The 25,043-nt window shown below is 69.8% G+C and carries 22 protein-coding genes and 3 pseudogenes; 10 read left to right on the top strand and 15 right to left on the bottom strand.

Translation table 11 applies throughout. The features are described from left to right. Nucleotide 1: 1 nt before the first annotated feature. A pseudogene (locus tag ACFYO5_RS23340) lies at nt 2–103 on the top strand (gfo/Idh/MocA family oxidoreductase); the annotation flags it as partial. Here ACFYO5_RS23340 and ACFYO5_RS23345 read toward each other — a convergent pair. From ACFYO5_RS23345 to ACFYO5_RS23355, 3 genes are all read right to left on the bottom strand, one after another. After that, the gene (locus tag ACFYO5_RS23345) at nt 96–980 is read right to left on the bottom strand and encodes a helix-turn-helix transcriptional regulator (RefSeq protein WP_388712308.1); all 885 of its coding nucleotides are present in this window, start codon (nt 978–980) and stop codon (nt 96–98) included. The pseudogene ACFYO5_RS23340 and the gene ACFYO5_RS23345 sit on opposite strands and share 8 nt — an antisense overlap. Before the next feature lie 36 nt (nt 981–1,016). Continuing rightward, nucleotides 1,017–1,823 (bottom strand): SDR family oxidoreductase, encoded by an 807-nt coding sequence (locus tag ACFYO5_RS23350; protein ID WP_388711711.1) that lies wholly within the window; start codon nt 1,821–1,823, stop codon nt 1,017–1,019. Between the two features lie 413 nt (nt 1,824–2,236). Continuing rightward, nucleotides 2,237–3,217 (bottom strand): GlxA family transcriptional regulator, encoded by a 981-nt coding sequence (locus ACFYO5_RS23355; protein WP_388711713.1) that lies wholly within the window; start codon nt 3,215–3,217, stop codon nt 2,237–2,239. 129 nt (nt 3,218–3,346) lie between these two features. On the opposite strand from ACFYO5_RS23355, the gene ACFYO5_RS23360 reads away from it, so the two are divergent. Next, on the top strand, nt 3,347–4,315 hold the full coding sequence (locus ACFYO5_RS23360; protein WP_388711716.1) for an NADP-dependent oxidoreductase: 969 nt from the start codon (nt 3,347–3,349) through the stop codon (nt 4,313–4,315). Here ACFYO5_RS23360 and ACFYO5_RS23365 read toward each other — a convergent pair. The 4 genes from ACFYO5_RS23365 to ACFYO5_RS23380 all read right to left on the bottom strand — a co-directional run bounded on the left by ACFYO5_RS23365 (nt 4,305) and on the right by ACFYO5_RS23380 (nt 7,745). Next, a complete protein-coding gene (locus ACFYO5_RS23365; protein ID WP_388711719.1) occupies nt 4,305–4,478 on the bottom strand; it encodes a hypothetical protein in 174 nt (57 codons plus the stop codon). The two genes, ACFYO5_RS23360 and ACFYO5_RS23365, sit on opposite strands and share 11 nt — an antisense overlap. 254 nt (nt 4,479–4,732) lie before the next feature. After that, a complete protein-coding gene (locus ACFYO5_RS23370; protein ID WP_388711722.1) occupies nt 4,733–5,647 on the bottom strand; it encodes an NADP-dependent oxidoreductase in 915 nt (304 codons plus the stop codon). Between the two features lie 480 nt (nt 5,648–6,127). Then, on the bottom strand, nt 6,128–7,072 hold the full coding sequence (locus ACFYO5_RS23375; RefSeq protein WP_388711725.1) for an NADP-dependent oxidoreductase: 945 nt from the start codon (nt 7,070–7,072) through the stop codon (nt 6,128–6,130). Between the two features lie 97 nt (nt 7,073–7,169). Then, the gene (locus ACFYO5_RS23380) at nt 7,170–7,745 is read right to left on the bottom strand and encodes an NAD(P)H-dependent oxidoreductase (RefSeq protein ID WP_388711728.1); all 576 of its coding nucleotides are present in this window, start codon (nt 7,743–7,745) and stop codon (nt 7,170–7,172) included. Between the two features lie 456 nt (nt 7,746–8,201). Here ACFYO5_RS23380 and ACFYO5_RS23385 point away from each other — a divergent pair, with 456 nt between their 5' ends. Next, nucleotides 8,202–8,705 carry a MarR family transcriptional regulator gene (locus ACFYO5_RS23385; RefSeq protein ID WP_356565399.1) on the top strand — a complete coding sequence of 168 codons (504 nt, stop codon included), beginning with the start codon at nt 8,202–8,204 and terminating at the stop codon, nt 8,703–8,705. 39 nt (nt 8,706–8,744) lie between these two features. Here ACFYO5_RS23385 and ACFYO5_RS23390 read toward each other — a convergent pair whose 3' ends face one another. After that, a complete protein-coding gene (locus tag ACFYO5_RS23390) occupies nt 8,745–9,452 on the bottom strand; it encodes a hypothetical protein (protein ID WP_388711733.1) in 708 nt (235 codons plus the stop codon). Between the two features lie 532 nt (nt 9,453–9,984). Between ACFYO5_RS23390 and ACFYO5_RS23395 the strand changes: the two genes are divergently transcribed. The 4 genes from ACFYO5_RS23395 (at nt 9,985) to ACFYO5_RS23410 (ending at nt 15,060) form a co-directional block, all read left to right on the top strand. Further along, nucleotides 9,985–10,485: a cupin domain-containing protein gene (locus ACFYO5_RS23395; protein WP_388711736.1), complete on the top strand. Its 501-nt coding sequence runs from the start codon at nt 9,985–9,987 to the stop codon at nt 10,483–10,485. Between the two features lie 191 nt (nt 10,486–10,676). Further along, the gene (locus tag ACFYO5_RS23400) at nt 10,677–12,725 is read left to right on the top strand and encodes an AAA family ATPase (protein WP_388712311.1); all 2,049 of its coding nucleotides are present in this window, start codon (nt 10,677–10,679) and stop codon (nt 12,723–12,725) included. Nucleotides 12,726–13,318: 593 nt separating this feature from the next. After that, nucleotides 13,319–13,987, top strand: a complete 669-nt coding sequence (locus ACFYO5_RS23405) for an RNA polymerase sigma factor (protein WP_356565393.1) — start codon at nt 13,319–13,321, stop codon at nt 13,985–13,987. Next, entirely contained in the window at nt 13,984–15,060 is a 1,077-nt protein-coding gene (locus ACFYO5_RS23410) for a CU044_5270 family protein (protein WP_388711739.1), read from the top strand. Before ACFYO5_RS23405 ends, ACFYO5_RS23410 begins: the two co-directional genes overlap by 4 nt. On the opposite strand, the gene ACFYO5_RS23415 is transcribed toward ACFYO5_RS23410, so the two are convergent. The 4 genes and pseudogenes from ACFYO5_RS23415 to ACFYO5_RS23430 all read right to left on the bottom strand — a co-directional run bounded on the left by ACFYO5_RS23415 (nt 15,005) and on the right by ACFYO5_RS23430 (nt 17,630). Next, nucleotides 15,005–15,544, bottom strand: coding sequence for a hypothetical protein (locus ACFYO5_RS23415; protein WP_388711742.1), 540 nt, complete (start codon nt 15,542–15,544; stop codon nt 15,005–15,007). The two genes, ACFYO5_RS23410 and ACFYO5_RS23415, sit on opposite strands and share 56 nt — an antisense overlap. Nucleotides 15,545–15,699: 155 nt before the next feature. After that, nucleotides 15,700–15,915 (bottom strand): DUF6243 family protein, encoded by a 216-nt coding sequence (locus ACFYO5_RS23420; protein WP_388711745.1) that lies wholly within the window; start codon nt 15,913–15,915, stop codon nt 15,700–15,702. 332 nt (nt 15,916–16,247) lie between these two features. Continuing rightward, nucleotides 16,248–17,063 (bottom strand): annotated as a pseudogene (locus ACFYO5_RS23425) (PP2C family protein-serine/threonine phosphatase); the annotation flags it as partial. A gap of 156 nt (nt 17,064–17,219) precedes the next feature. After that, entirely contained in the window at nt 17,220–17,630 is a 411-nt protein-coding gene (locus tag ACFYO5_RS23430) for an inositol monophosphatase family protein (RefSeq protein ID WP_388711749.1), read from the bottom strand. A gap of 192 nt (nt 17,631–17,822) precedes the next feature. Between ACFYO5_RS23430 and ACFYO5_RS23435 the strand changes: the two genes are divergently transcribed. Beyond that, the gene (locus tag ACFYO5_RS23435) at nt 17,823–18,977 is read left to right on the top strand and encodes a serine hydrolase domain-containing protein (RefSeq protein ID WP_388712314.1); all 1,155 of its coding nucleotides are present in this window, start codon (nt 17,823–17,825) and stop codon (nt 18,975–18,977) included. Nucleotides 18,978–19,644: 667 nt separating this feature from the next. After that, the gene (locus ACFYO5_RS23440; RefSeq protein WP_388711752.1) at nt 19,645–20,460 is read left to right on the top strand and encodes a class I SAM-dependent methyltransferase; all 816 of its coding nucleotides are present in this window, start codon (nt 19,645–19,647) and stop codon (nt 20,458–20,460) included. Between the two features lie 266 nt (nt 20,461–20,726). Here ACFYO5_RS23440 and ACFYO5_RS23445 read toward each other — a convergent pair whose 3' ends face one another. Together ACFYO5_RS23445 and ACFYO5_RS23450 are read right to left on the bottom strand one after the other, a co-directional pair. Further along, nucleotides 20,727–21,497, bottom strand: a complete 771-nt coding sequence (locus tag ACFYO5_RS23445) for a DUF2637 domain-containing protein (protein ID WP_388711755.1) — start codon at nt 21,495–21,497, stop codon at nt 20,727–20,729. Between the two features lie 834 nt (nt 21,498–22,331). After that, nucleotides 22,332–22,790 carry a MerR family transcriptional regulator gene (locus tag ACFYO5_RS23450; RefSeq protein WP_388711758.1) on the bottom strand — a complete coding sequence of 153 codons (459 nt, stop codon included), beginning with the start codon at nt 22,788–22,790 and terminating at the stop codon, nt 22,332–22,334. 47 nt (nt 22,791–22,837) lie between these two features. Between ACFYO5_RS23450 and ACFYO5_RS23455 the strand changes: the two genes are divergently transcribed. Beyond that, a complete protein-coding gene (locus ACFYO5_RS23455) occupies nt 22,838–23,671 on the top strand; it encodes an MBL fold metallo-hydrolase (protein ID WP_388711761.1) in 834 nt (277 codons plus the stop codon). A gap of 236 nt (nt 23,672–23,907) precedes the next feature. On the opposite strand, the pseudogene ACFYO5_RS23460 reads toward ACFYO5_RS23455, so the two are convergent. Further along, nucleotides 23,908–24,867, bottom strand: a pseudogene (locus ACFYO5_RS23460) (X2-like carbohydrate binding domain-containing protein); the annotation flags it as partial. Between the last annotated feature and the right edge of the window lie 176 nt (nt 24,868–25,043).

Raw genomic sequence — 25,043 nt, forward strand, 5'->3', positions numbered from 1 at the left:
ACGCGCCCGTCTGGAGGCCGGCGAGTTGGGTGACGTCTACCAGGTCGTCACCCGTCGCCAGGGGCCGTTCCCGCACCGCATCGCCGACGTCGGGACTATCCGTTGTGTGCTTCGATCTCGGTCGCCGGTGTCTGTCGGGTGGCCGCCCACGACGCCAGGAGCGCCAGATTGTCAGCGGTCGGCGTGCCCGCGGGCGCGGTGTAGACGATGAGGTGCAGGCCGGGTTCGGCGGGCAGTTCCAGGGCCTCGACGTCCAAGTCGAGTTGGCCCACGATCGGATGGCGCACACGCTTGCGGCCGGACCGGTGCAGCCGCACGTCCTGAGATGCCCACCGCTGCCGAAACAGCTCACTGCGCGTCGACAGTTCACCGACCAGGGAGATCAGCTCCTCGTCGTGCGGATCGCGGCCGGCTTCCATGCGTAGCTTCGCGGCCACGTCACCGGCGATTCGGTCGTAGTCGACAAAGAAATCCCTGGCCACCTCGGGGTTCAGATAGACGAACCGCGCTGTGTTCGCGGGCCGTCGCGGGTCGGCCAGCACCGGTGAATACAGCGCACGACCGAGTTGATTCATGGCGAGCACGTCATAACGGGCGTTTCCGATCCAGGCCGGCGCATCGGAGATCGCGTCGAGCACCTGCTGCAACGTCGAGCGCACCGTCACGGCAGGCCTGCGCCGGCGTGGGCCGCTGGGCGTCCCGGACTGACGCGCGAGGTGGAACAGGTGGTCACGTTCGGCCTCGTCGAGTCGCAAGGCAGAGGCCAACGCCTCCAGTACGCCGTCGGAAGCACCGGCGAGGCTGCCGCGCTCCATGCGCACGTAGTAGTCGGCCGATACCCCCGCCAGTAGCGCCACCTCCTCGCGGCGCAGACCTTCGACCCGACGGTTGCCGCCGTAAGCGGGCAGGCCCGCCTGCTCGGGTGTGATGCGGGCGCGACGCGAGCGGAGGAACTCCCGTATCTGGGTGCGTGGATCCATCGTGGCCATCCCCTCACCGTAAGCCCGTCCCGCAACCTAAGGGGTACCCGACGCGGTCGTCGCGGTGCCGCCGTCCACCGGGATGATGGTGCCCGTGAGGTAGGACCCGGCCCGGCTGGCGAGAAACACGGCGACACCCGCCATGTCGTCGTCGCGGCCGAGCCGGCGCAGAGGGGCCGCCGCAGCGATCGTGTCGCCGATGGCATCGAGCGTGGACGCCATCATCTGCGACGGGAACACTCCCGGTGCTACCGCGTTCACCGTGACGTGCTGTGGGCCCAGCTCTCTGGCAAGCACTCTGGTGAGTTGATGGAGTGCCGCCTTGCTGCTGGCGTACGAGTAGTTGGACGCCTGGGCGACGTGGATGGCGGCGATACTGCCGATGTTGATGATCCGCGCGGGATCATCGGCGGTGCCCGCCTTGCGAAGTGCGGGGAGCAGCGCCTGCACCAGCCAGAACGGCGACTTGAGGTTGAGGTCGATCACTGCGTCCCAGGCCTCGTCGGGGAACGTCTCCAGCGGCTCGCGCCACATGGCTCCCGCGTTGTTGACGAGGATGTCCAGGCGTCCCGAGTCAGCCTTGACGAGATCAGCGAGGCGTTGGCACTCGTCGTGCCTGGACAGGTCGGCGGGGATCGCCTGAACGTCGCCGAATTCGGACAGCAGACGCTGTGCCGCTACGCACCTGTCCGCCTTGCGTGAGCTGATGACGACGCGGGCGCCCGCCTGGAGAAGGCCGCGCGCTATCATCATCCCAATTCCCCTGGTGCCGCCAGTGACAAGGGCGTACTTCCCACGCAGATCGAAAAGTTCTGTGTGCGTGGTGCATTGGGTGTCCGCCATTGGTCTCCGTCCCTTCAGTCGTGGAATAATGCGCCGACAAGGTCACGGATTCGGGGCAGCTGATTCAACTGATGGGATAAAGCCGCAGTGCGTGTCCGTGGAGTGTTGTCGGCGCTTTCGACTCAACCAGGTTGACAGGCGTTCTGGACGTCTGGGAGACCCTGCTGATACAGGTACTGTGAGAACCCCCTTTACCGGTGCGCTGGCCCACACGTGCACGTAGCGATCGGTACCCACCAAACGAACATGCGGTATGTGCCTCAAGAACCCGCTGATATCTGTGAGGCACGGGCTTCGGGCGCTAATTGCCGGACATGCCGTCTCCGAACCACCGGGGGCGTCCCGTGATGGAGGGCAACCGGAATACGCCGGAAACGTGCCATAGGCCGGGCGGAACGGTGGATTGCTCGCCGCTACTGCGCTGAACCGCCGGTGGGTGTGGGGCGGAAGGTGCGGCGGTATGCCTGGGGTGTGACCCCGATGGCGGCATGAAGATGCTGGCGCAGGGAGACACCGGTGCCGAATCCGGCGCGGTCGGCGACCAGGTCGACGGGCCAGTCGGTGGTCTCCAGCAGGTGCCGTGCCAGGTCGACGCGCCGGCGGATGAGCCATTGGCCGGGGCTGGTGCCGACCTCGTCGCGGAAGCGGCGGGTGAAGGTACGCAGGCTGACGTTGGCGTGAGCGGCCATGTCAGCCAGGGTGACGGGTTCAGAGAGGCGTTCCATGACCCACGCCTGTGTGGGGGCGGTGCCGGGGGCAGAGGGGTCGGGGACGGGGCGCTGGATGTACTGGGCCTGGCCGCCGTCACGCCAGGGCGGTACGACGCAGGAGCGGGCGACCTCGTTGGCGATGTCGCTGCCGTGGTCGCGGCGGACGATGTGCAGGCACAGGTCGATGCCGGCGGCCACCCCGGCGGAGGTGAGGATGGTGCCGTCGTCGATGAAGAGGACGTCGGGGTCGATGCGCGCGGTGGTGAACATGCGCTGCAGGCGGTCGGCTTCGCGCCAGTGTGTGGTGGCGGGGCGACCGTCGAGCAGTCCCGCGGCGGCCAGCACATAGGTGCCGGTGCAGATCGCCACGATCCGGGTTCCGGGGCGGATGGCAGCCAGGGCCTCGCGCAGGGCGTCGGGCAGCCGGCCCTCCTCGCGAATGGGGCCCAGCGCGTGGGAGGGCGGGATGACGACGGTGTCGACGGTGGCCAGCAGGGAGGCGTCGTAAGAGACGGTGAGCCGGTAGTCCGCCTCGGCGCGGACGGGCCGGCCGTCCAGGCTGCACGTGGTCACGGAGTAGAGCCGGTTGCCCGTGCGGTCACGAGCGGCGCCGAAGATCCGGGCGGGGATGCCGAGTTCGAAGGGGACCACGCCGTCCAGGGCCAGAACGCCAACGTGATGCATGACCCGATCCTTTCATTCCTTGACCATCGGGCCACTGCCGGGTGGCCGTCCGGCCGGGCAGTCTGGGCGCGTGCCACAGAGAACCGGCACAAACCACAAGAAAACCCCGCCTGAAAAGAGGACGTCATCATGGACCAGGCCACCATCCCCGCCACCATGCGCGCCATTTCCCAGGACGCCGCCGGAACTCCGGGCGTCCTGAAGGTCGTCGAGACGCGGCGTCCGGTGCCGGGCCGGGGCGAGATCCTGGTCCGGGTGCGCGCGGCGGGTGTGAACCCGGCCGACTGGAAGACCCGTGAGCGGGGGGTGTTCGCCAACGGCGCCAGACCGCCGTTCACGCTCGGCTGGGACGTCGCCGGGGTGGTCGAGGCGGTCGGCGACGGGGTGACACTCTTCCAGGTCGGCGACGAGGTGTTCGGGATGCCGCGTTTCCCGCACCCGGCGGGCGCCTATGCCGAGTATGTCGCTGCCCCGGCCCGGCACTTCGCCCCGCGTCCCAAGGGCCTGAACCACATCCAGGCCGGTGCCCTGCCGCTGGCCTCGCTGACCGCCTGGCAGGCCCTGGTGGACACCGCGAACGTCCAGCCCGGCCAGCGCGTCCTGATCCACGCGGCCGCCGGAGGCGTCGGCCACCTGGCCGTGCAGATCGCCAAGGCCCGCGGCGCGTACGTCATCGGCACCGCCAGCGCCGCCAAGCACGAGCTGCTGCGCTCGCTGGGCGCCGACGAGCTGATCGACTACCGCACCCAGGACTTCGCCGAGACCGTCCGCGACGTCGATGTCGTCCTGGACGCCCTCGGCGGCGCCAACTGGGCCCGGTCCCTGCAAACGCTGCGGCCGGGCGGCACGCTGATCTCGATCCTGCCGCTGGACGACGACTTTCCCGCCGAGGAGGCCGAAGCGGCCGGAGTGCGGGCGGTGTTCATGCTCGTCGAGCCCGATCATGCGGGGTTGCGCGAGATCGCTTCCCTGGTCGAGGACGGCCGCCTGCGCGTGATCGCCGACGAGGTCTTCCCCCTCGAAGAAGCCGCCCGGGCCCACACACTGGGGGAGACCGGCCGCACCACCGGCAAGATCGTCCTCTCCGTCACCTCCTGACCCCCCGCTGCTTCTGCCCCGCGTCAGCCATGCCGCCGGCACCGATGACCGCCATATCGCCGGTCCGCAGCTCATGCGTCGGCAAGAACAGGGTGCACACCTCGATGTGCCGCCGGTCGATCAGCCCCGGCTGCCGCTTCCCGAACAGGACAGGGAGCGCCATGAAGGTCTGCTGAGCATCCGGCGTTCGACGCCGGTCGGCGGTGGTCGCAAGTGGGGAGGGGAACGGACCCGCTGTCGTCTCGGAGGCACCGCCGCCGAGCGCAGGCGGCAGCCGGAGGCAGTGGCTGTCGCGGTGGAGCAGGGGAGGGTGTGGGCCACACACGACGCATCCGAATGTCGCGTGGGTACGGACCGACCGGAGATGACCGGCTGGTCGCAGGCGGCTGTGCGGGGCCGGCACCCCGCGGGAGGAGGTCAGTCGACGGTGAGAACGAGCTTTCCGCGGCTGTGGCCGGCGTCGCTTGCCTGCTGGGCCTTGGCCGCGTCGGCAAGCGGGAAGGTCGCGCCGACCGTGATCGCCAGTGTGCCGTCGGCGGCCTGCTGGGCGAGTTCGGCCAGCCGCGCCGCCGAGCGGCGCTGCGGACCTTCGGCGAAGACGATGCCGAGTTCGCGGGCGCGGAAGTCGGCGGTGGTGACGATCCGGTCGGTGCCGCCGCGCAGGGTGATGGAGTCCTCCAGCGCGCCCTTGCCCGCGGCGTCGAGCACCGCGTCCACGCCGTCGGGGGCGAGCGCACGGACCCGCTCGACCAGGCCGTCCCCGTAGACCAGCGCGGTGGCGCCGAGCGAGGTGACGTACTCCTGGTTGGCAGGGCCGGCGGTGCCGATGACGTGGGCGCCGCGGGCGACGGCGAGCTGGACGGCCACGGTGCCCAGTGCGCCGGACGCGCCGTGGATGAGCAGGGTCTCGCCGGTTGTGATGTCGAGCAGGTCCAGGACGCGATCGGCGCCGTCGCTCGCCACGGGCAGGGCGGCCGCGTGTGTCCAGTCCAGGCCGGCCGGCTTGAGGGCGAGGACAGCCGCACTGGCGAGCGCGTACTGGGCGTAGGCGCCGGTGTCGGACCAGCCCAGCACCTCGTCGCCCTCCTTCAGATGGTCGACGTCCTCGCCGACGGCGTCGACGATCCCGGCGATCTCACCACCGGGGACGGCGGGCAGGGTGGTGGGGAAGATGGCTTCCATGGTCCCGGAGCGGATCTTGCCGTCCACCGGGTTGACACCGACAGCCCGTACACGCACGCGGACCTGGCCGGGGCCGGGCTCGGGGATCTCGGTCTCCGCCTCGTGCAGGACCTCGGTGGCGCCGAACGTGTCGAAAACGATGGCCTTCATCACTGCTGTCTCCTTGATGAGCTGATCCGGTGAAATCGATGGGTGGCTGAGCATCTGGAACGCGACGCCGGTCATGTGGCTGGCCAAAGGTCTGTTGGGTGGGCGCTTTCGTGGGCTGGAACCGTGGAGATGTGGGCCGTCACCCGGCCCGGAGCGGCGCCTGCTCACTGTTCTCCGCTGCTTCGATGACGTGGACGCACCGGTCGAGGGCGGTCGCCCTGTAGCGGCGCCAGAGCGGGGTGTGTCACGACTGTTTCCCTTCTTGAGGTCGGTGGGACGACGGGCCGTGGCGCGCGTGTGGTGAGGCCGTGCCCTGCGGCTGGAGGGGCAGGAGCGGTAGCGGGTACGGCGCGCCGCGATGTCGCCTACGGCCGCTGGTGTGGCGTCCGCCGTCGCGCCGGCCATCGGGGCAGGCGCCGCGGCGATTTCGGGGTCCGAGCCGAGTGCGCCCTTTCCCTTCGGTGGAGGACCGGACCGGCGTCAGACGGCGGACGGGACGACGATGACCTTGCCGTGCACCGCGCCCCCGGCGGCCCGGGCGTGCAGCGCCGGCAGCTCGGCCAGCGGCACCCGCTCGGCGACGTCGACGCGCAGCTCGCCGCGGTCGATCGACGCCACCAGCTTCGCCAGCTGGTCGGCGTCGCTGCGGACGAACAGGTCGATGCCCCGCACGCCGCGCTCCTCGTCGCCGGGGGCGGGCATCCACACCGTGGTGTTCACCAGGACACCGCCGGGACGGACCAGGGTGACCAGCGCGGCCAGCTCGGCGGGGTCGACCGGTGCGAGGTTGAGCACGACGTCGACCGGTTCGGTCACCGCCGCGGTCACGCTGGTGGTGGTGTGGTCGATGACTTCGTCGGCGCCGACGGACGTGACCACGTCGCTGCTGCGCGGGCTGGCCGTGGCGATGACGTGGGCACCGGCGTTCTTGGCCAGCTGCACGGCGTAACCGCCGACCGCGCCGCCCGCGCCGTTGATGAGTACGCGTTGCCCGGCCGTCAGCTTGCCGTGGTCGAACAGGGCTTGGAACGCGGTCAGGCCCACCAGGGGTAGCGCGGCGGCCTCGGCCAGAGGGACGTCCTTGGGCGCCGGGGTCAGAGCTTCGGCCGGTGCGAGAACGTACTCCGCGGCGGCTCCGGTGCCGTCCATCGGCAGGAAGCCGACGACGTCGTCGCCGACCGCGACGCCGTTCACGCCCTCGCCCAGCGCGTCGACGGTGCCGGCGACGTCGATGCCGGGGGTGTGGGGCAGCACCACCGGAATGGGGCCGCGCATGAAGCCGCCGCGGATGTTGCCGTCCACGGGGTTGAACGACGTGGCGGCGACGCGGATCCGGACCTCACCGGCGCCGGGGAGGGGCTGCTCCACGTCCTCGTAGCGCAGGACGTTCGGGTCGCCGTACTCGTGGAAACGTACTGCCTTCATTTCGGTTCTCACCTTCACTGCGATCGATGTTGCTTCGAATTCGAAGCAACTGTTGATGACGGTACCTCTACTTCGAATTCGAAGCAAGTGCTGTCGGTCACCGCCGGTGCGAGCGCATCGCCGCGGCGAGTTCGGCGGCGGCTCGGTCGATGCACGCCCGCAGCCGCCCCGCATCGCCGCCGGCCGCGGCCGGCCCGTCGGCGGGGCCCGCGACGACGATCGTGGGCACAGGGTCGGCGTGCACGCCGGTCAGGCGCTCGCGGATCACCTGTGTGATGTCGGGCGGCTGCCGACGGGAGCCGCTGTCGAGCGCCAGCAGCACCGGCATGCCGGCCAGCACTCCGTCCCCGAGGACGGCGAAGAACGAGTCGAACACCTCGCTCGGGGACGCGGCGAGCACCGGTGTCGCCACCACCAGCCCGTCGGCCGCCACGACGGCCGCGACCGCCTCCCGCAGGTCGAGGCTGGCGCGGCCCTGGGCGGAGTGGTGGGCGAGGTCGGCCGTCAGCCGGTGCAGCTCCAGCACCTCCACCTCGGCGCGCGCACCGCCGGCCGCCAGTGACCGGCACACAGCCTCCGTGACCCGGTCCGCGAGCAGGCGAGTGGGACGGCGATGGCCGGCACCGGCGCTCACGACGGCCAAGGACACCGGGCTCCACGCGGCGGTGCTCATCCCGGCATCATGGTCAAGGCTTCTTCTTCCCTGCGGCCGGGCCGTGGTGCCGTCACCGGGGAGGACCGAGGAGGACGGTGCCGGACCGTTCCACGGCTTCGGCGAGCAGTCGCACGGGGGTGCTGCTGGTCCTCGCGTCGTGCGAGGTGGGGGATGCTCATGGCCGGTCCTCGGGATGTGTGGGCGGCGGCGCCGTCCTCCTGCTCGTAACCCTGCGCCGCACCTCTGCCCGATCTCCATGATCCGGAGTGCTCAGTGGCGCCCAACACTGCCCACACCGTGCCCTCATGAGGTCACGGCATCGGGCCCGTCAGGCCCTGGCGTCCGGCTCACTCGGCGGGGAGGACACCGGCACTCGCGGAGGAGTTCCGTTCCGGCTCCGCCTGCGGTGGCTGGAAGGGACGCACCCCACCGGCACACCACACTCTTCGAATTCGAAGCAGATAGACTGCGGTCATGCCTGATTCACCGCCGTCGCTCGACCCCGTACAGCTCGGCGCCTACTTCGACCTCATCGAGGTGACCAGCCTGCTCCGGCACGCAGTCGAGCAGCAGCTGCGCGAGGCCGGCGATCTCAGTTATGTGCAGTTCCAGCTGCTGGCCCGCCTCGGGGACTCGCCGACAGGCAGTCACCGCATGACCGACCTGGCCGACGGCGTCGTCTACAGCCGTAGCGGCCTGACGTACCAGGTGGGCCTGCTCGAGAAGGAGGGCCTGGTCGTGCGCGCTCCCTCGCCGGACGACGAGCGGAGCATCACCGTCACCCTCACCGACGCCGGACGTGCGCTGCTCGCGAAGGTGCTGCCGGGTCACGTCGAGGTGGTCGGCGGCCTCCTGTTCGAACCGCTGTCACGCGACGATGTCAAGACCCTCGCCGGCCTGCTGGCGCCGGTACGTGAGCACATGCGCTCGACGCCGCCTCGCTCGGCTGCACCCCGCCGTCGCAAAGGTGGTGCATAAGGACCCGACAGGCTTCGGAGCCCCGGCGACCGCAGCGGATCAGGACACGGCAGGACGCCGGGCCCGGGCGGCCGCCGTCAGCACGGCGCGCGCAGCCGGCCCCGCCCGCAGTCGGCGGTGAACGGGGCGGAGGCGGAGTCGGGCCGAATCGACAGGCTGGTCGGCGTACGCATTGCGCCGGTGTCGCTCGGTACTGCTTCTTGAGAGCGCGGATGAGTGGCCGCTGTCGGTGAAGTGCCGGCGCGCGGCGGCCTCGGGGACGCTGGGCCGTGATCCGGGGGCGGTGAGTGCCGTGGCCGCTTCCTCCAGACGCCGGCGGTGGATGTAGGCGCTGCACGACTCGTCCAGACTCGCGAAGGCCCGCTGCGGGGTGCGGACGGAGCCGTGCGGGTGCGCGGCGGTCGTGGCCGGCGACAACTCGGTGTCCGTGAGCCGGGCGTCGACCAGAACCTTGGCCGCTTGCTCCAGCGCCGGGATGAAGTGGGCTCGCGGTCGTCGGAGTGGTCCGGGACCAGCCCCTCGGCCCGGTTCGAGCAGGGCGTTGCGGGCCGCGTGCGCGCCCGCCGACCCGAGGTCGCTCACCGTCGGCTCCACCATGCTGGTGTGGGCCATGAGGACCTGCGCCGACGGCGAGGCGGCCAGCCCGGCGCGTGGTTTCCCGGCGACCGGTGACCGCGGAGGGTCACCGGGGAAGAAGACGACGCGCCTGCCGATCCCGGGCGTGGTGTGGAAGTGGTTCTCCGTCACGACGTGGTGGGTGGAGTCACCGAGCGCACGGTTCCCCGGAAGCCGCCGACCGGGAAAGCGCTGAACACCGAGGCCGCCCATGCGGGCGTTCCAGGTGCCGACGAGGGCCGTTCCCTCGGCGGGAGGCGCCTTCCGGGACCGGTGTGACGTAGAGCACGGGAACTCGCCCGCTCTGAGAGTCAGTTCAAGACGTGACCACAGAACAACTCCCATGTTCCGCGCCCCGTACCGCTGGAGTCGACGTCGATGGTGAACGCGCCCGCCTTGGCGCTCGGTCGGCTGCTCATCTGCCCTCCGCGCGGACCGAGTTGTCGCGGGGATCCCATCTCGTGTCGCACACGTACACGCTTCCTTCGCGCGCCCGTTCCTATTCTTGGCCACGCCCCGACCGTTGACGATCTTCCGCCCGCAAGGCCGCCGACCGGGCTGCCGCCGTGCGGGCTGGCGTCGCCGCGGGGCACTGCCCGGTGACGAAGTCGTGGTCCCGCCGACCGCTTTCCCCATCTGACCGACCTCCGAGGAGACAACCGCGATGATTCCCGCTGACGATCCGTCCCGGTCCCTGACCGTGGCCGACCCGGACGACCCCGGCACCACATACGTCTCACTGGTGGGCAACACGTACGCCATGCTGGTCACCGGCGAGCAGACCGACGGCCGGTACTGCCTGATCGAGATGCGCGTGCCCGACGGCGGCGGCCCGCCGCCGCACCGGCACGACTTCGAGGAGATGTTCACGATCCTCGAGGGCGAGATCGAGTTCACCTTCCGCGGCGAGAAGCACACGGTGCGGGCCGGGTCCACGATCAACGTTCCGGCCAACGCGCCGCACAACTTCCGCAACGTCTCGGGTGCGCCGGCGCGCATGCTGTGCATGTGCACCCCCGCCGGCCAGGACGAGTACTTCCTGCGCATCGGCGATGTCGTCGCGGGCAAGGACGCCCCGCCGCCGCAGCTGTCGGAGGACGAGCTCATGGAGCGTCGCCGCCGTGCGGCCGAGCTGGCCGCGGCCTACAGGAGCGAGTTCCTCTAGCCCGCAGGGAGGCGGGCCCGGCAGGCCCGCCTCCGAGAGTTCGACGTGACCTGCGACCCGGCCGGCCCCGGACCCGCACCGGTCACGGCTGATGCCGTGCCGAGTGGCGTGACCGTGACGAGCGCTCCGTCGGCGCGACCGCGGACAGGCCGACTGTTACCGCTATTGACGAGGAGCGCGGATTGGGAGCGGTGGGACTCGCGGACCGGCTGGCCGCGGCACGGGACGGTGCGCTGGTGGGCAGGGAGCGGGAGCGGGCGGTGCTCGACCGGATACTGTCGGGCGCGGCGGACGCCCCACTCGTGGCGTACCTGCACGGCCCCGGCGGTATCGGCAAGTCCTCGCTGGTGCGCTACGCCGCCCGGCAGGCCGAACTCGCCGGCCGCCGCGTGGTGCACGTGGACGGACGGTTCCTCGACGCCGATCCGCGCCGGCTCGCGGAGGCGGCGGCCCCGGCGTGCGCCGAACCCGGCGCGGTACTGCTCATCGACACCTTCGAGCAGTGTCAGCCCCTGGAGGCGTGGCTGCGCGAGACCTTCCTGCTGCGGCTCGCCGACCATGCGATCGTCGTCGTGGCCGGCAGACTCGCCCCCGACGCCGAATGGTCGCTGGACCCTGGATGGGCGCAGTTGTTCACCGCGCTGGCCGTGCAGCCGCTCGACGCCGCCCAGTCCCACGCCCTGCTCGCCGCCCGGGGTGTCCCCGCCGAGCAGCGCGGCGCCTTCGTCGCCTTCGCCGGAGGCAGCCCGCTCGCCCTCTCGCTGGCCGCCTCCGTGCCCGCCGCGGCACCCGGCGCACCGTGGTACCCCACCGGCGACGTCCTGACGACCCTGGTCGAGCGGCTCGTCGGCGACCTGCCCGGCGCCGTCCACCGACGCGCCCTCGAGGTCGTCGCGCAGGCCTACGTCACCCGCGAGCCCCTGCTGCGCGCGGTGCTGGGTGACGAGGACACGGACACGGTGTTCCCCTGGCTGCGCCAGTTGCCCTACATCGAGGCCACGCCCGAGGGGCTGCACCCGCACGACGCGGTGCGGGCGACCCTGGAGGCCGACCTGCGCTGGCGGGACCCCGAGCGCTACGACGACGTCCGCGTCCGCGTCTCGCTCGCGGGCCTGCGGGCCGTGCGCGGCGCCGCCGAGGAGGACGCGCTGCCGCGGGTCGCGGAGTGGATGTTCCTCTTCCGCGACCAGGGCGGATCCGGCAATCTGTACAGTCATCGGACACACCGACATATTGAGGACACTCCGCTTCGCCCCGACGACGTGCCCGGTGTGCTGCACATGGCCCAGGAGGCGGAGGGCCCGGCATCGGCGGCCGCGGTCGCACACTGGCTGCGCCGCCAGCCGGAGGCCTTCCGCGTCCACCGCTACGCCGGCTCCCGCACACCCGTGTCGTTCATGGCCGTCCTGCGGCTGGACGCACCACTGCCCGAGGACCGCGCCGCGGACCCGGTGATCGCAGCAGTCTGGGACCTCGTGGAGGCGGCGGCCCCCCTCGGGCCGGGCGAGCATTTGGGTATCCGCCGCTTCGCGGTGCAGCCCGGCGGGCGCCAGCGGCCCTCACCCCTGATGGAACTCACCAGCCGGCGCACCATCGCCGAGGAGATGCGCGCCTGCGGACGCGCGGTGACCTTCACCGTCTTCGAAGACGCCGACCGGTGGGGACGCTACCTCGCCGAATCCGGGATGCCGGAGGTCGCGGCCGTGGACGTCGACGGGAGGCAACAGCACGTCTTCGGGCGGGACTGGCGACTGCAAACCGTGGACCAGTGGGTGCGACACCGGGCTCGCGCCACGGTCACGCCCGTAGCGACATGGCCCCCAACTGCCTCCGCGAGCGGCCCGCGCGACCAACTGCCGCGCGCCGCGTTCGCGGAAGGCGTGCTGGAGGCGCTGCGCACCTGGCACACCCCCCGCGCATTCGCCACCAGTGCCCTGCTGCACTCCCATCTCGTGCCGCCGGGTTCGCCCGACCCGGCCGCGAACCTGCGCGGTGCCATCACTGCGGCTCTCGCCGCACTGCAGACGGACCCCGAGGGTGTCAGGGCCCAGGAGGCCCTCACCGCCACCTACATCGGGGCCTCCCGCACCCACAAGGCCGCCGCCCGACGACTCGGGGTGCCCTACGGCACCTACCGGCGCCACCTCGCCCTGGCCAAGGAACGCCTCACCGAACAACTGCTGCGACAAACGGCCACGCCCTCCACACCGGTCCAGCCGCAGTCGTTGCCGCAGGAGTGACCCGTGGGCAGCGCTGTGCACGGTGGAGCAGCACAGGCCGTGGCGGCCGGACAGCGGGGCGGCGCAGGGTGTCCTGGCCCACATGGCACAGGTCGTCACGGCCGTCCGGGGGAGTCCAGCCACTCCGGCGCGGGCATGGAATCGCGGGTCAGACCCTGATTTCTCGGCAGGAGACCGACGCTGCCGGGACGACAGAGCGGACGAAGGCGTGGCTCGACGCTGCCGCAGCATGCACCGCCTTCACCGCCATCGCCTGCGCCCTGTTTCGCAGCCGCCGCCTCGCCAGGTGGGACGATCTCTCTTCTGGTTGAGGCGATTCGTCATCAGGCCCGGATCGGTTCATGCTGAACAGCCTGCGCGACCAGTCGTGCGGCGTGGTCCGGGGTACGACCGTGTCGTCACCGTCGAGTCGGCTGCCGACGGAGCCGACGCCGGGGCCGAGCCGGGCGGGCGGAGACGTCGTCCTGGTCCGCGCGGTGTCCCGGCCTGATCGTGGTCTGCGGGTTGGCCCCTTCCTTGGTGTGGGGGAGACCCCAGGAACCGGTGTGACGTAGGACACGGGAACTCGCCCGCGCTCACAGACAGTTCAAGACGTGACCACAGATATGCGAACCCGCGTGCGAACTGGAGATCCTGACGCCTTTGCGGAACTCTTCGACGCATACGCCCGCGCGGTGTACAACCACGCTTTCCGGCTGACCGCCGACTGGTCCGCGGCCGAGGACGTCATGTCGACGACGTTCATGGAGGCGTGGCGGCGCCGTGCGTCCATCGAGACCGAAGGAGGCTCGCTGCGACCGTGGTTGCTGGGCATCGCGACCAACGTCGCCCGCTCCCAGTACCGCGGCAACCGGCGCTACCGAAACGCGGCCGAGGCGGTGGCAGCCGCAGGCGGCGCGGAGGAGCAGGTCGAGGACCACGCCGAGGAGACCGCCGCACGGCTCGACGACCGGCGTCGGATCGCGGCCACACTCGCCGCGCTCAGTCTGCTCAAGCGCCCCGAACGCGAGGTCCTGACGCTGTGTCTGTGGGAGGGCATGGAGTACACCGAGGCCGCCCACGCCCTCGGCATTCCCGTCGGCACCGTCCGTTCCCGGCTGTCCCGCGCCCGCGGCAAGCTCCGCAAGCTCGCCGACGCGGAACTGCTCAGGAAAAAGAGCGCGGAACTGCTCGGAAGAGAACGGGAACTCACCACCGCGAACCGGCAGATAACAGGTGATCGCGGATACGTGATCCGGTCCGCACAGGAAGGAAACCGATGAACGCCAGCCCCTCCCAGTCACGCCCGGCTGAGTGGACGGAGACCCAGGGACTACTGCCCTCCGTCGAGCGGGATCTGCCGGCGGGCCGCCACCAGTTCCACAAGGAGCAGATGATGGCCCAGATCCACGAAGACCTCCGCACCGACCGCACTCCCGCCCGCCCGGCACTCGCCCCGCGGCGCCGCAACCCGTTCCTGCGCCGCGCGATCCTGCTGCCCGCCGGTGCGTTCGCCCTGGCCGGCGCGGTCGTGGCCGGCGTCGCCCTGTCCGGTGGCGACGGGGGCGGTGGCAAGACCGCTCTGGCCACCGGCCCCGCGCTGACCACCCAGGTCGGCGCCGTCGATGCCAAGGGCGCCCCCCAGCTCCTCGACCGCATCTCCCTGGCTGCCGCCGAGGTCTCCGGGCCCACCCCGCGCGCCGGCCAGTACGTCTACATCGCCTCGAAGGTGGCGAGCACCTACCCCAAGACCGTCGACGACAAGACCACGGTGGTCAGCCAAGAGCTGCACTCCCGCCAGGTCTGGAACTCGCTCGACGGCAAGGACGGCTGGCTGATCGAAGCGGGCGAGACGAGCGAGGAGGGGCTGACCCTGTCCAGCGACATCCCGCTCAACTCGGCCTACGACACCCTGGCCAAGCTGCCCACCGACCCCGCCGTACTCTTGCAGCGGATCTACCGGGACTCGGACGCCGTCCGGGACCACGAAGTCCCCCGCGACCAGGCGGCCTTCGTCGCCATCGGTGATCTGCTGAACGAGAGCTACCCGCCGGCCGATCTCACCGCCGCCCTCTACAAGGCCGCGGCCAAGATCCCCGGGGTCGTGGCGGTGGACGACGCGGTCGACGCCGTGGGCCGTCACGGGGTGGCGATCGCGCGGCAGAACGACACCGCCGGCGAGCGCACCGAGTGGATCTTCGACAAGAAGACCCTGGAGTTCCTCGGCGAGCGCAACGTGGTGGTCAAGAAGGTGGCGGACAGCCCGTTCAAGGTCGGCACCGTCACGTTCACCAGCGCGATCACGCAGCGCGCGATCGTCGACGCCAGCAAGCAGGTTCCAGGGCGGGCCGGCTGATGCGCATCGGATCCTCCTCGGCGGCGCTGGCCGCCTTGCTGGTCGCGGGAGTGATGACGTGCGTCTCGGTGGCGGACACCGGCACGGGGCTCGGGTTGCGGACCACGGACGCGGACACCGCGCCCGCCGCCGGCACGGGGCGGGTATCCGGGCCGTCGGAGGGGCCACCGCGGCAGGGGCTGGTGTCGGATCCCCGGCCCGGTTCGTCACCCTGATCACCGGGGACCGGGTCCAGCTGGACGCCCGGGGCCGGGTGACCGGCGTACAGCGGGCACCGGGACGCGAGGGCGTCCCGGTGCCCGTCCGGCGCCTCGGCCGCGAGCAGTACGTCGCGCCGGCCGACGCCGCCGCCCGTATCGGCCAAGGCACCGCGGACAAGCGGCCGTTCGACGTCAGCGCCCTGATAGGCGCCGGATACGACGACGCCCGGCGCGCCGATACGCGCCGGATACGACGACGCCCGGCGCGCCACGCTGCCGCTCACCGTGTCGTACTGTCCGGGCAGGTTGCGGACAGGTGAGCCAGGTCTCACCCACCACGGCCCAGGCAGCGGAGCCCCGATACGGCAGCAGGGCCCCGGACCGCGCATCGCAGTCCGGGGCCCTGCCCTGTGCGGTGCCGCCCTGCGGCGGCGGTACGTCAGTCGTGTGCGGTGTCGTCGTCCGCCTGCCCGGCGCCCTCAGCCGCGTCCGCCTTCTCGCGCATCTTCCGCACCAGTTCCGCCTTCTGGTCCGCCGCGCCCTGGCGGTCGAGGTTGCGGTGCGGACCGTTGTTCTGCCGTTCAGCGCGGGACAGCTTCTTGCGCTGGCCGCCGCCCATGCCCACGGGGTTGTTGATGTTCTTGCTCACGGTCACGGGTTCTCCCGGTAATGATGTGAAGTGATCTACGGATTCATCGGTGGGGGACGGGCGGCGACATCGAAGGACGTCAGAAGGGGCCCATCACGCTCTCACTCGTGAATCGGCGTCTGGAAGAACATGACAAAGACGTTACCCGGTTCCATCGGCCTCGCACACCAACCCCTTCGCCGGTTCCGTCGCTCTTCTTTGCGGCATTCCGGTCGGTGCCTCTTGTCGAGTCGCCCTACTCGCTGCCGAGGCGGCGAGCGTGCGTGCTGGAGTGAGGGCGGGGCCGTCACGTCCCCGTCCTCACGTTTTCCATGCTACGTCTCGACTGTCATCCGACGTCACCGGTGTCGGCGGTGGCTGCTGCCGACCGGTGGGACGGGGCGGAGCTCGGTGTTGGCGCTGGGGCCGTGCCATTCGAGGCAGACGACGGTGGCGTCGTCGCCGAGCCGGCCGGCGTGGTGGTCCAGGACGGCGCGCATGAGGCGGCGCAGGGTTTCGGGTACCGGCAGGCCGTCGGCGTGGTGGCGGATGACGAAGTCGGTGAACTGGGCGAGGCCGAATTCCCGGCCGCGTGCGTCGCGGGCTTCGGTGACGCCGTCGGTGTACAGCAGGACGCGGTCGCCGGGTTCGAGCTGTTCGCGGCACAGGGTGGCGGTGATGCCCAGCTCGGTGCCCAGCGGGTGCGCCGGCGGACAGGACAGCGAGGTGGTCCATCGTCCGCCGCGGATCAGTACCGGCGGGTGGTGCCCGCGGTTGACCCAGCTGAGAAGCCCGGTGGCGGCATCGAGGTCGGCCAGGACGGCGGTGACGTAGGTGCTGTGGCCGAAGTGTTCGACCAGGATCTGCTCGACGCGCTCGCCGGTGGTGACCAGGTCGGTGCCCTGGCGGCGCTGGTTACGGCAGGCCGACACGGCGAGGTTGGCGGCCAGCCCCGCGTGGCTGCTGTGCCCCATGGCGTCGAAGACCGCCAGGTGGACCTGGTCGCCGGCGATCGCGTAGTCGAAGGCGTCACCGCCGATCTCGTACGCGGGCTCCAGCGCGGCCGCGATCACGACGTCGCGGTTGGCGAAGGAGCGCGGTGGCATCAGATTCCACTGCATCTCCGCGGCCACGTTCATCGTGTCCGTGCGCTCCAGACGAGCGGCGGCGTCGCTGGCGGGTCCAGGACCTCGGCCGCATCCGCCACGTAGCCATGCACCGATGTCTGCGCGTCTGCCGGGCGAGGTGGGCAACAGTGGCCAGCCGGGGAATGCTCCTCGCTCCTGTCCTTGGCCTCGTCCTCGACCTGCGAGAGGGGCGTCCGTGGTGCGTCACCAAGCCCGGACGGCCTGCGGCGAGGGCGGCGGATGCCGGTCCTGGGGTGCGCTCGTCCTGCGGGCGAATGGATCAGCCGTCGTTGCCGTGTCGTCCGGTGGGCACCAGTGGGGACAGGCCTCGGCAAGCACGGCCCGCAAGCGTTCGAACAGCGCCGGGGACGCGGCGAGGACGTCGCCGCTGGCGGGCCAGGTACCGGGGGTGGGGCCCGCCAGGTCGCCGACTGTTCCTCCCGCCTGTTGGACCAGCAGGACGCCGGCGGCACAGTCCCACGGCCGGAGTTCCGGGGCCCACAGGGCATCGGCCCGGCCGGTGGCGACCTGGGCGAGCGCGGCGGCGGCGCTGCCCCCGCGGCTAACGTCCCGGACCCGGGACGGGCCGCCACGCCGACCGGGGGGTAGCCCCACCCCCAAACGGGTGGTTGGCGGTATCCCGGGCCCGGACCTTGATCGAAAATACTGGGCTCACATCAGGTCGTCACCAGCCAGATACAGGAGTCCTTCGTGTACGAGTTCCCGCACGCTGTCAACGGTTCACGTACGTCCGCGGAGCGTGGCCGCCCGCGAGGGGAGCGCAGGCTGCGGGCCGCTGGCGTCGGGATGGTCGCCACGGTCGTGATGAGCGCCGGTCTCGCCCTGCCGGCCTCGGCTGCCGGTACCGCGGACGCCCTGGCGGCGCGGGACGGGCACGCGGCCACCCGGGCTGCCCTGGAGTCGGTGGTCCGGGACGGGGTGCCCGGGGGGATCGTGCTCGCCGAGCTGGGGAACGACACCTGGGCGGGACGTGCGGGAACCGCGGATCTGACGACCGGCCGCAAGCCGCGGGCCGACGACCGCTTCCGGATCGGCTCGATCACCAAGACGTTCGTGGCGACGGTGATGCTCCAGCTGGTGGAGGAGGGGAGGCTGAGCCTGGACGACACGGTGGACCACTGGCTGCCGGGCCTGGTGCGGGGCAACGGGCACGACGGCAGCAAGATCAAGATACGGCAGCTCCTCAATCACACCAGCGGGATCTACAGCTACACCGACGACGGGGACTTCAAGCGCAAGGAGTTCGGCACCGACTTCCTCAAGCACCGGTACGACACCTGGACGCCCCGCCAGATCGTCCAACTGGCCATGAAGCACGAGCCCGTCTTCGCCCCCACCGGCGACGGTGACGAGTGGAGCTACAGCGACACCAATTACGTCATCGCCTCCATGGTGATCCAGAAGGCCACCGGACACTCGTACGCCCAAGAGATCGAGCAACGGATCCTGCGCCCCCTGCACCTGGACGCCACCACGGTGCCGGGCACCCGCGCCCGTGTCGCCGGACCCAGCGGACGCGCCTACTCCAAGCTGACCGGGGAACTGGCCGGACCGGGAGAGCCCAACAGCGCGACCTACGACGTCACCGAACTCAACCCCTCCTTCGCGGGCGCCGCCGGAGAGATGATCTCCAACAACCACGACCTCAACCGGTTCTACCGGGCCCTGTTCTCCGGCCGGCTCCTGAAGGCGCCTCAGCTGAAGGAGATGATGACGACCGTCTCGCCCAAGAACCTGCCGAACTTCTCCTACGGCCTGGGTCTGATGAAGATGACGCTGTCGTGCGGCACCGAGATCTGGGGGCACAACGGCGGTATGCAGGGCTCCATTTCGGAGTCCATGGCCACGGACGACGGTGGGCACGTGCTGTCGCTCAACTTCAACGGCGACTGGAACGTCCACGAACAGCGGGTCGTGGACGCCGAGTTCTGCGGCTCATAGGGCCGAGTCAACGCAGCAAGCTCGCGGTTCCACTTCGCCCCGCCGACTCGGCCAGGGTTCTGGTGCGAGCGCACGCGCCAGTCGTGGAAGTCGAGCAGATCATTCGCCGCGGCCTGAGTCCAGAGCCTTCCTCGCCCCCACAAGAAGTCGAACAAGACCCGGTAATCGGAGGTGAGCTCGTCCACCCGGTAGTCGGGGGACAGCATGATCGGATCACTTGGGTGGACCGCCGTCCGTTCTTCGCGGCTGTGTACGTCGTCCCAGCCCGTCAGCACGGATATCTGTCTCGCGGCCACGAACGTCTTCATGGGCACCCAGAACACATGCCACTCCGGCATTGCCCCGCCCCTCTTGCATCAGCCTCAACACGCCAATTCAACAGGGAAGGCGGAGAACGACCAGCCTGTCCACGGATGACCGCGCCGCCCCGGAGTGAGCAGGCCGGCGACCGCGGCACCTGCCGCTTGGGTGGGGGTGGTGGTGCGGCCGACGTACTGAAGGCGGCCTTGGTCGTCGTACCTGCCGAGCAGCGTGCGGGGAGCGGCCGGAGAGCCGGAGATCGCGCCGACCATGGCCTCGCTCGTCTCGCGGAACTACTGGTGAAGAGGCAGTGTTCCGACCTTGCACTATTCAGTGCGGCGGGCCCGCCTGGCTCTAGGCTGCGACGATGGAACGCGCAACCGACATACCCGAGAGCTTCCCTGATGCTGCGGAACCGGCCCGGGTGAACGACTACGACAGTTTCGCCGAGGCGTATGCGGCGGAGAACGAGAACAACCTCGTGAACGCGTACTACGAACGGCCCGCGATGTTAGCCCTCGCCGGAGACGTGGCAGGCCACCGAGTTCTGGACGCCGGCTGCGGCTCAGGCCCACTGACCGCCGCACTGCGCGACCGCGGCGCGGTCGCCACCGGGATCGACGCCAGCGCCGGAATGCTCGCACTGGCCAAGCAGAGGCTCGGTGATGACGTAGCCCTGCACGTGGCCGACCTGGGCGAGCGCCTGCCGTTCAAGGACGGCGCGTTCGACGACGTGGTCGCGTCGCTGGTCCTGCACTACCTGGAGAACTGGGGGCCGACGCTGGCCGAGTTTCGGCGCGTCCTCAGGCCCGGCGGCCGGCTGATCGTGTCCGTGGATCACCCGTTCACGGCATACATGTTCCGGGACCCTCGGCCCGACTACTTCGCAACCACGAGCTACACCTTCGACTGGATGCTCGGCGGGCAGTCCACCCCGATGCGACTCTGGCGGAAGCCGTTGCACGCAATGATCGACGCTTTCACGACTGCGGGCTTTGGCCTGTCCGTCATCAGCGAGCCGCAGCCTGACCCAGTCGCCCGGGCACTGTTCCCCGACGGCTTCGACGACCTTTCGACCAAGCCCTGCTTCCTGTTCTTCGTCGTCGAGGCGCTGCCGTCGGTCACCTGCCCGGAGTGGCGAGTCGAGGCGGCTGGAGACGTCGAGGTCGCCCAGGTGAGATGACGTCAGGTACCTGAGCAACCCTGCTACCTCTCCTGGGTCTCTCCCTCACGGCTGGAGGTCAGGCAGGTCTACTGCGTCAGATGGTGCGCAGAGCCCGCCGCCGTATCGCCGACGCGGGAGCTACCGGCGAGCCTTCCTGGGCCGTTGTCCAGGGGCGCCCGTCATCCGGCCTCTGATGCCGCGTCCATCGCGAATCGAGCCCTGCGCCTCCTGTCCGCCTTGGACACGGCTGGCTCGAACAGCAGATTGAAGGCCGTCCGTTGCGGCTATTGACGGTGGCGCCGCGTGCTCTGTCGCGGTGGCAGGGTCAACGTGATCTGCCGGACGAGTTGTTGGAAGCAGGCGAGGGAGGCGAGGGCGGGCAGGCAAGCTCCAGCGATGCCGGTGAAGGTCCGGTCTGCCTGAGCCACGCACAGCATTATCGCGACGGAGGAGAAGAGGAGAACGATGAACCATGAGTGCACAGCTCGGCGCCGATGCAGGGCAGTGCGAAGGATGCAGAGGGAGGCAACCATCCAGGGGCCGTACACGAGGAGAGGCCACGACGGGACCATGGTGGCTCCCGGGCCGGACGTGATGTTCTGCAGGGGCTTGTACGCCGCCATGCCGCCGAAGGCGCTGACCATCGCCACGATGACGGCAACGAGCGCGACGATGACGAAGCTGCCCGTCTGCAGCCACTTGAGCCGGGCTCGTCGTACGTGGGTCTTCCGATGCCCGACAGAGGAGCGGCGAGTAGGCGGCAACTGTGCGGTGACCTGCGCCAGGCCCTCCATCGGGTCGGTGAAGCCGACGCTGGATGTGGGCTCGCTGCGCGGTGGCGGGATCCTGGCCGTCTGCTCTGCTGGAACAGCCTCCTGCAGGAGGTAGGCCAGTTCCTCGACCGGGTCCCAGCCCGCGTCGGGGGCGGTCAGAGGAACTCCGGAGCGCACACTGTCGGCGTGCCCCCCGTTCGATCCAGTACCCGGCCCATAGGGGTATGCGTCCGAATGCCACTCGCGCTGCGCAAAGGAAGGATGTGAAAACTCATGATTCATGAAAATACGTCTCCGTCGCGCGCTGTACGCGACGGCCGGAGTTCCCTTGGCCGATCCATCGCGAATTGAGTTCCTCCTGGATTTTCTCCAGTAGGGCGAGGAACTCCCGAAGCAGTGGCTCGGTGGCCTGACGTTCGGCCCGCGCGTCGTCCCCGGCCACGGTGCCCTGTGCCGTGAGTGCCGAGCATGCCGCACCAGGCAGAAGGATGTATTGGCCCATTGTCGGATCACCGACCGCAGGCACATCATCCGTCCTGGCCTTGCGCTGAGGCAAACCATGGGGCCTTGCTTTCTCCATATCTCGCTAACGCAGCCTCCCTTCTCCGGATGCGCGGCAAATGAGTGACCCTTGCGCAGGCGTAAAATCCGAAAAGGGTGGCGAGCAGTTTTTCCTGTCGAATTCAATTGCGGCGTAAATAGGATACGCGGGAGGCAGGACAGTGAGGAGGAGCAGCCGGGGGCCGATGGCTTTGGGCTCGGCGTCGGTACCCAGTTCGTCGGCGACGCGCGTTGGGCGCCAGCCTTCCATGCCGTGTTCGACGAGCTGGTCGTGGACGTCTGCGAGCGCCACCGCACTGCTCCGGGCGAACGTGGAACCGGGGACGGCAATCGATGCGCTTCCCAACCTCCCGGAGGCCGAGATCGCCCTGGATCCGTCACACCGGGAGGGACGGCGACCCGCTTCTCGATGCCGTGCGAGTCTTCTGAGGCGACTTGACCGACCTCCCGGCGTCGAGAGGCTGAAGGAGGGCCGGGTGCGGCAGTGGGAACATCAAGACGGTTCTTCGTCTCGGATCGGTGAGCGATGGACGAGCCCCCTATGCCCCTCCGCCGTCACCGCGCCTGTGGAGCCTGCATCTCGCGGATCAGGAGGTCGGTCTCGCTCGGGTCGGTTGCCGGTGTGGACACATCCCCTACGGCGCGTTTGAAGTCGGGGCATTCGACGATCGGTTCGTAGTCGCAGACGGCTGCGTGGCGGAGGCTGTCGCGGAGCCGCGTGAGTCTGCTGATCTGCTCATCGAGATCACGTGCTCTAGTGTCCATCCGTGCGCGCAGGTCCGCATCGGAGGGTCGCGACGCCACGAACCGGCCGATCTCGGCGATCGAGAATCCTGCGCTCCGCGCGCACGTGATCAGCGCCAGGCGCTCCAGCACCTCAGGCATGTACGTACGGCGTAGCCCATTGCGTCCTGCGGCGGTGATCAGGCCCTTCTTCTCGTAGAAGCGCAGCGCCGAAGGCGCCAACCCGGACGCCTTGGCAACCTCGGCGATGTCCAGCAGTGATGTGTCCACCCAGCCTCCTTGACTTGAAGCGCAGTTCAAGTAGCAGCCTAGTCGGCATGAGGATCCACCACTTGAACTGCGGATCGGTTCTGACGATCGAAGCAACCTACGACGGTCCCAGGCCCGCACCTGCCGTGAACCACTGTCTGCTGATAGAGACCGAGACCGCCGGTCTCGTGCTGGTCGAAACCGGCCTCGGCCTCGGCGACGTCCAAGACCCCCGCGGCACCCTCGGCGCAGACTGGGTAGCGATGGCGCAGCCGGTGCTCGACGAGGAGGAGACTGCCGTCCGGCAGATAGCACGACTGGGCCACAAGCCGTCCGACGTGCGGCACATCATCGTTACCCACCTGGATGTCGACCACAGCGGCGGTCTGCCCGACTTTCCCGGCGCAGATGTCCACGTCCTCGCGTCCGAACTCGATGCGGCCCGCTCTCAGGCGCCCAGCTTCCGCTACCGGCCGGCCCACTGGACACACGAGCCCCGCTGGATCACCTACGCCTCCGAGCCCGCCTCCGGTGAAGAGTGGTTCGGCTTCTCCGCCATGCAGCCGAAGGGGCTGCCACAAGAGATCAAACTCATTCCCCTGGGTGGCCACACTGCAGGACACACCGGCATCGCTGTCCAGGACGGCGACCGGTGGCTCCTGCACTGCGGCGATGCGTACTACTACCACCGCGAGATCGAGAATTCGAGGGAGGTCCACCCGCTACTCGACATCGTTCAGACCAGTTCGCAGGTCTCTCGTGACCTGCGGCTCGGAACGCAGGCCCGCCTACGCGAACTGATCCGCGACCACGGCGATCAGATCGAGGTCTTCTCGGCGCACGACCCTTGGGAGTTCGCCCGCTACGTTGACGACGTCACGCAGGCTGGTCGGCTGGGGTGAGCGGCGGCCGGTGTCGGACGCACCCGAGGGTAGGCATGCTGGAAAACCTCGCGGCCACCGGCACCGCCCGCCCGGTCACGGTGCGGCACGCCGACCGCTGCCCGCTCAAGCTTCACATGCGGGCACCGGCCGCATCGTTGTTGAACTGCCCGATGCGCGACCAGAGTTCCGGTACGGGCGGGACGCTGCCGGTGAATGCGGCTCCGGCGACCCTGTCGTGTGCCGTTTCCGATTGGTCAGGAGGTCGTGCCCGTCACCGTGCTTCCCGACCTGGTCACCTTGTACGTCACGGTGGCGCCGCTCCAGAAGTGGAACGTGAGGGTCACCGGTGCGCCGTCTTTGACCGCGTTGAGGAACGCGGGGGTCAGGGTGATGGTGCTGCCCCCGTAGTTCGGCACGAAGGTGGTGTCGAACTGCTGGTAGGACGTCCAGTCGGCCGGACCGGCGTTGGTGCCGTCGCCGTACTTGGCCTCCATCGTCGCCAGCGCGTCGCCCCGGAACCGGGTGGGGACGGCGAAGGAGCTGGTCGTCCCGGTCGCGTTCGACAGCACCGGTGTGTCGTACGTGATCACGTCGATCTGCCAGGGGACGCCGGTGGAGAACCTGGCCTGGAGTGTCGCATTGACCCCGTAGGCGCGATTGCCGGTCAGCCTGGTGAGGGCGGTCGCCGTCAGGGTGAGCTGGCTGCCCGAGATCGTGTAGTCCCGGCCGGCGGCGAGCCGTGTCTTGCCCTGCCACAGCCCCTGGAAGATGGTGCCGTTCAGGTTCAACGTCAGGGTCTTGGCCGTGATCGCACTGGACTTCGGTACGAAGACCCGGTCCGAGGAGGCGGTTCCCGAGCGCGTCGTCCAGCTCGACCTGATCTGGGCGGACAAGGCGGGGTACCGCCACTGCAGCGTGGTGCGGTTGAGGAAGGAACCGGCGTCCCACAGGGCGGTGGTGACCCCGTTGGCCCGCGCCGCGTAACCGAGCGCCTCGAAGTACTTCAGCGCCTCGCCCCGCTCGACGATGTCCGCGGTCTTGGTGTAGTCGGGGTAGCTGAGCAGGCCGTACTCACCGAGGTAGACGGGGATGCCCTTCGCGATGAACGTGTCGTGCATCCGGGCGAAGGTGTCCGTCAGGTACTTCTGGACCTCGGCGTTGAACTGGGTGTAGCCGGCGATGTTCACGCTGAACGGCCAGAAGCTGTAGTAGTGGTGGGAGGTTAGCGACGAGAATGTCGGCACGGCAAGAGCCTGGACACCACGCATCTTGGCGATCTCTTGCCGGTTGTCGCCGACACGCGGGGCTTCAGGTGTCGATGCGCTTCGACAGAACGGCTTTCGCCGACCCGACAACTTCATCGAGGCGGGCGGCGACCTCAGGGTGAGCG

It is taken from the genome of Streptomyces sp. NPDC006259, from assembly GCF_042870975.1.
Lineage (GTDB): Bacteria > Actinomycetota > Actinomycetes > Streptomycetales > Streptomycetaceae > Streptomyces.

Bases quoted from the DNA above. Each gene is read 5' to 3' on its own strand.
- ACFYO5_RS23345 (WP_388712308.1), bottom strand. From the start codon at position 980: ATGGATCCACGCACCCAGATACGGGAGTTCCTCCGCTCGCGTCGCGCC.
- ACFYO5_RS23350 (WP_388711711.1), bottom strand. From the start codon at position 1,823: ATGGCGGACACCCAATGCACCACGCACACAGAACTTTTCGATCTGCGT.
- ACFYO5_RS23355 (WP_388711713.1), bottom strand. From the start codon at position 3,217: ATGCATCACGTTGGCGTTCTGGCCCTGGACGGCGTGGTCCCCTTCGAA.
- ACFYO5_RS23360 (WP_388711716.1), top strand. From the start codon at position 3,347: ATGGACCAGGCCACCATCCCCGCCACCATGCGCGCCATTTCCCAGGAC.
- ACFYO5_RS23365 (WP_388711719.1), bottom strand. From the start codon at position 4,478: ATGGCGCTCCCTGTCCTGTTCGGGAAGCGGCAGCCGGGGCTGATCGAC.
- ACFYO5_RS23370 (WP_388711722.1), bottom strand. From the start codon at position 5,647: ATGAAGGCCATCGTTTTCGACACGTTCGGCGCCACCGAGGTCCTGCAC.
- ACFYO5_RS23375 (WP_388711725.1), bottom strand. From the start codon at position 7,072: ATGAAGGCAGTACGTTTCCACGAGTACGGCGACCCGAACGTCCTGCGC.
- ACFYO5_RS23380 (WP_388711728.1), bottom strand. From the start codon at position 7,745: ATGAGCACCGCCGCGTGGAGCCCGGTGTCCTTGGCCGTCGTGAGCGCC.
- ACFYO5_RS23385 (WP_356565399.1), top strand. From the start codon at position 8,202: ATGCCTGATTCACCGCCGTCGCTCGACCCCGTACAGCTCGGCGCCTAC.
- ACFYO5_RS23395 (WP_388711736.1), top strand. From the start codon at position 9,985: ATGATTCCCGCTGACGATCCGTCCCGGTCCCTGACCGTGGCCGACCCG.
- ACFYO5_RS23410 (WP_388711739.1), top strand. From the start codon at position 13,984: ATGAACGCCAGCCCCTCCCAGTCACGCCCGGCTGAGTGGACGGAGACC.
- ACFYO5_RS23435 (WP_388712314.1), top strand. From the start codon at position 17,823: ATGGTCGCCACGGTCGTGATGAGCGCCGGTCTCGCCCTGCCGGCCTCG.
- ACFYO5_RS23440 (WP_388711752.1), top strand. From the start codon at position 19,645: ATGGAACGCGCAACCGACATACCCGAGAGCTTCCCTGATGCTGCGGAA.
- ACFYO5_RS23445 (WP_388711755.1), bottom strand. From the start codon at position 21,497: ATGAATCATGAGTTTTCACATCCTTCCTTTGCGCAGCGCGAGTGGCAT.
- ACFYO5_RS23455 (WP_388711761.1), top strand. From the start codon at position 22,838: ATGAGGATCCACCACTTGAACTGCGGATCGGTTCTGACGATCGAAGCA.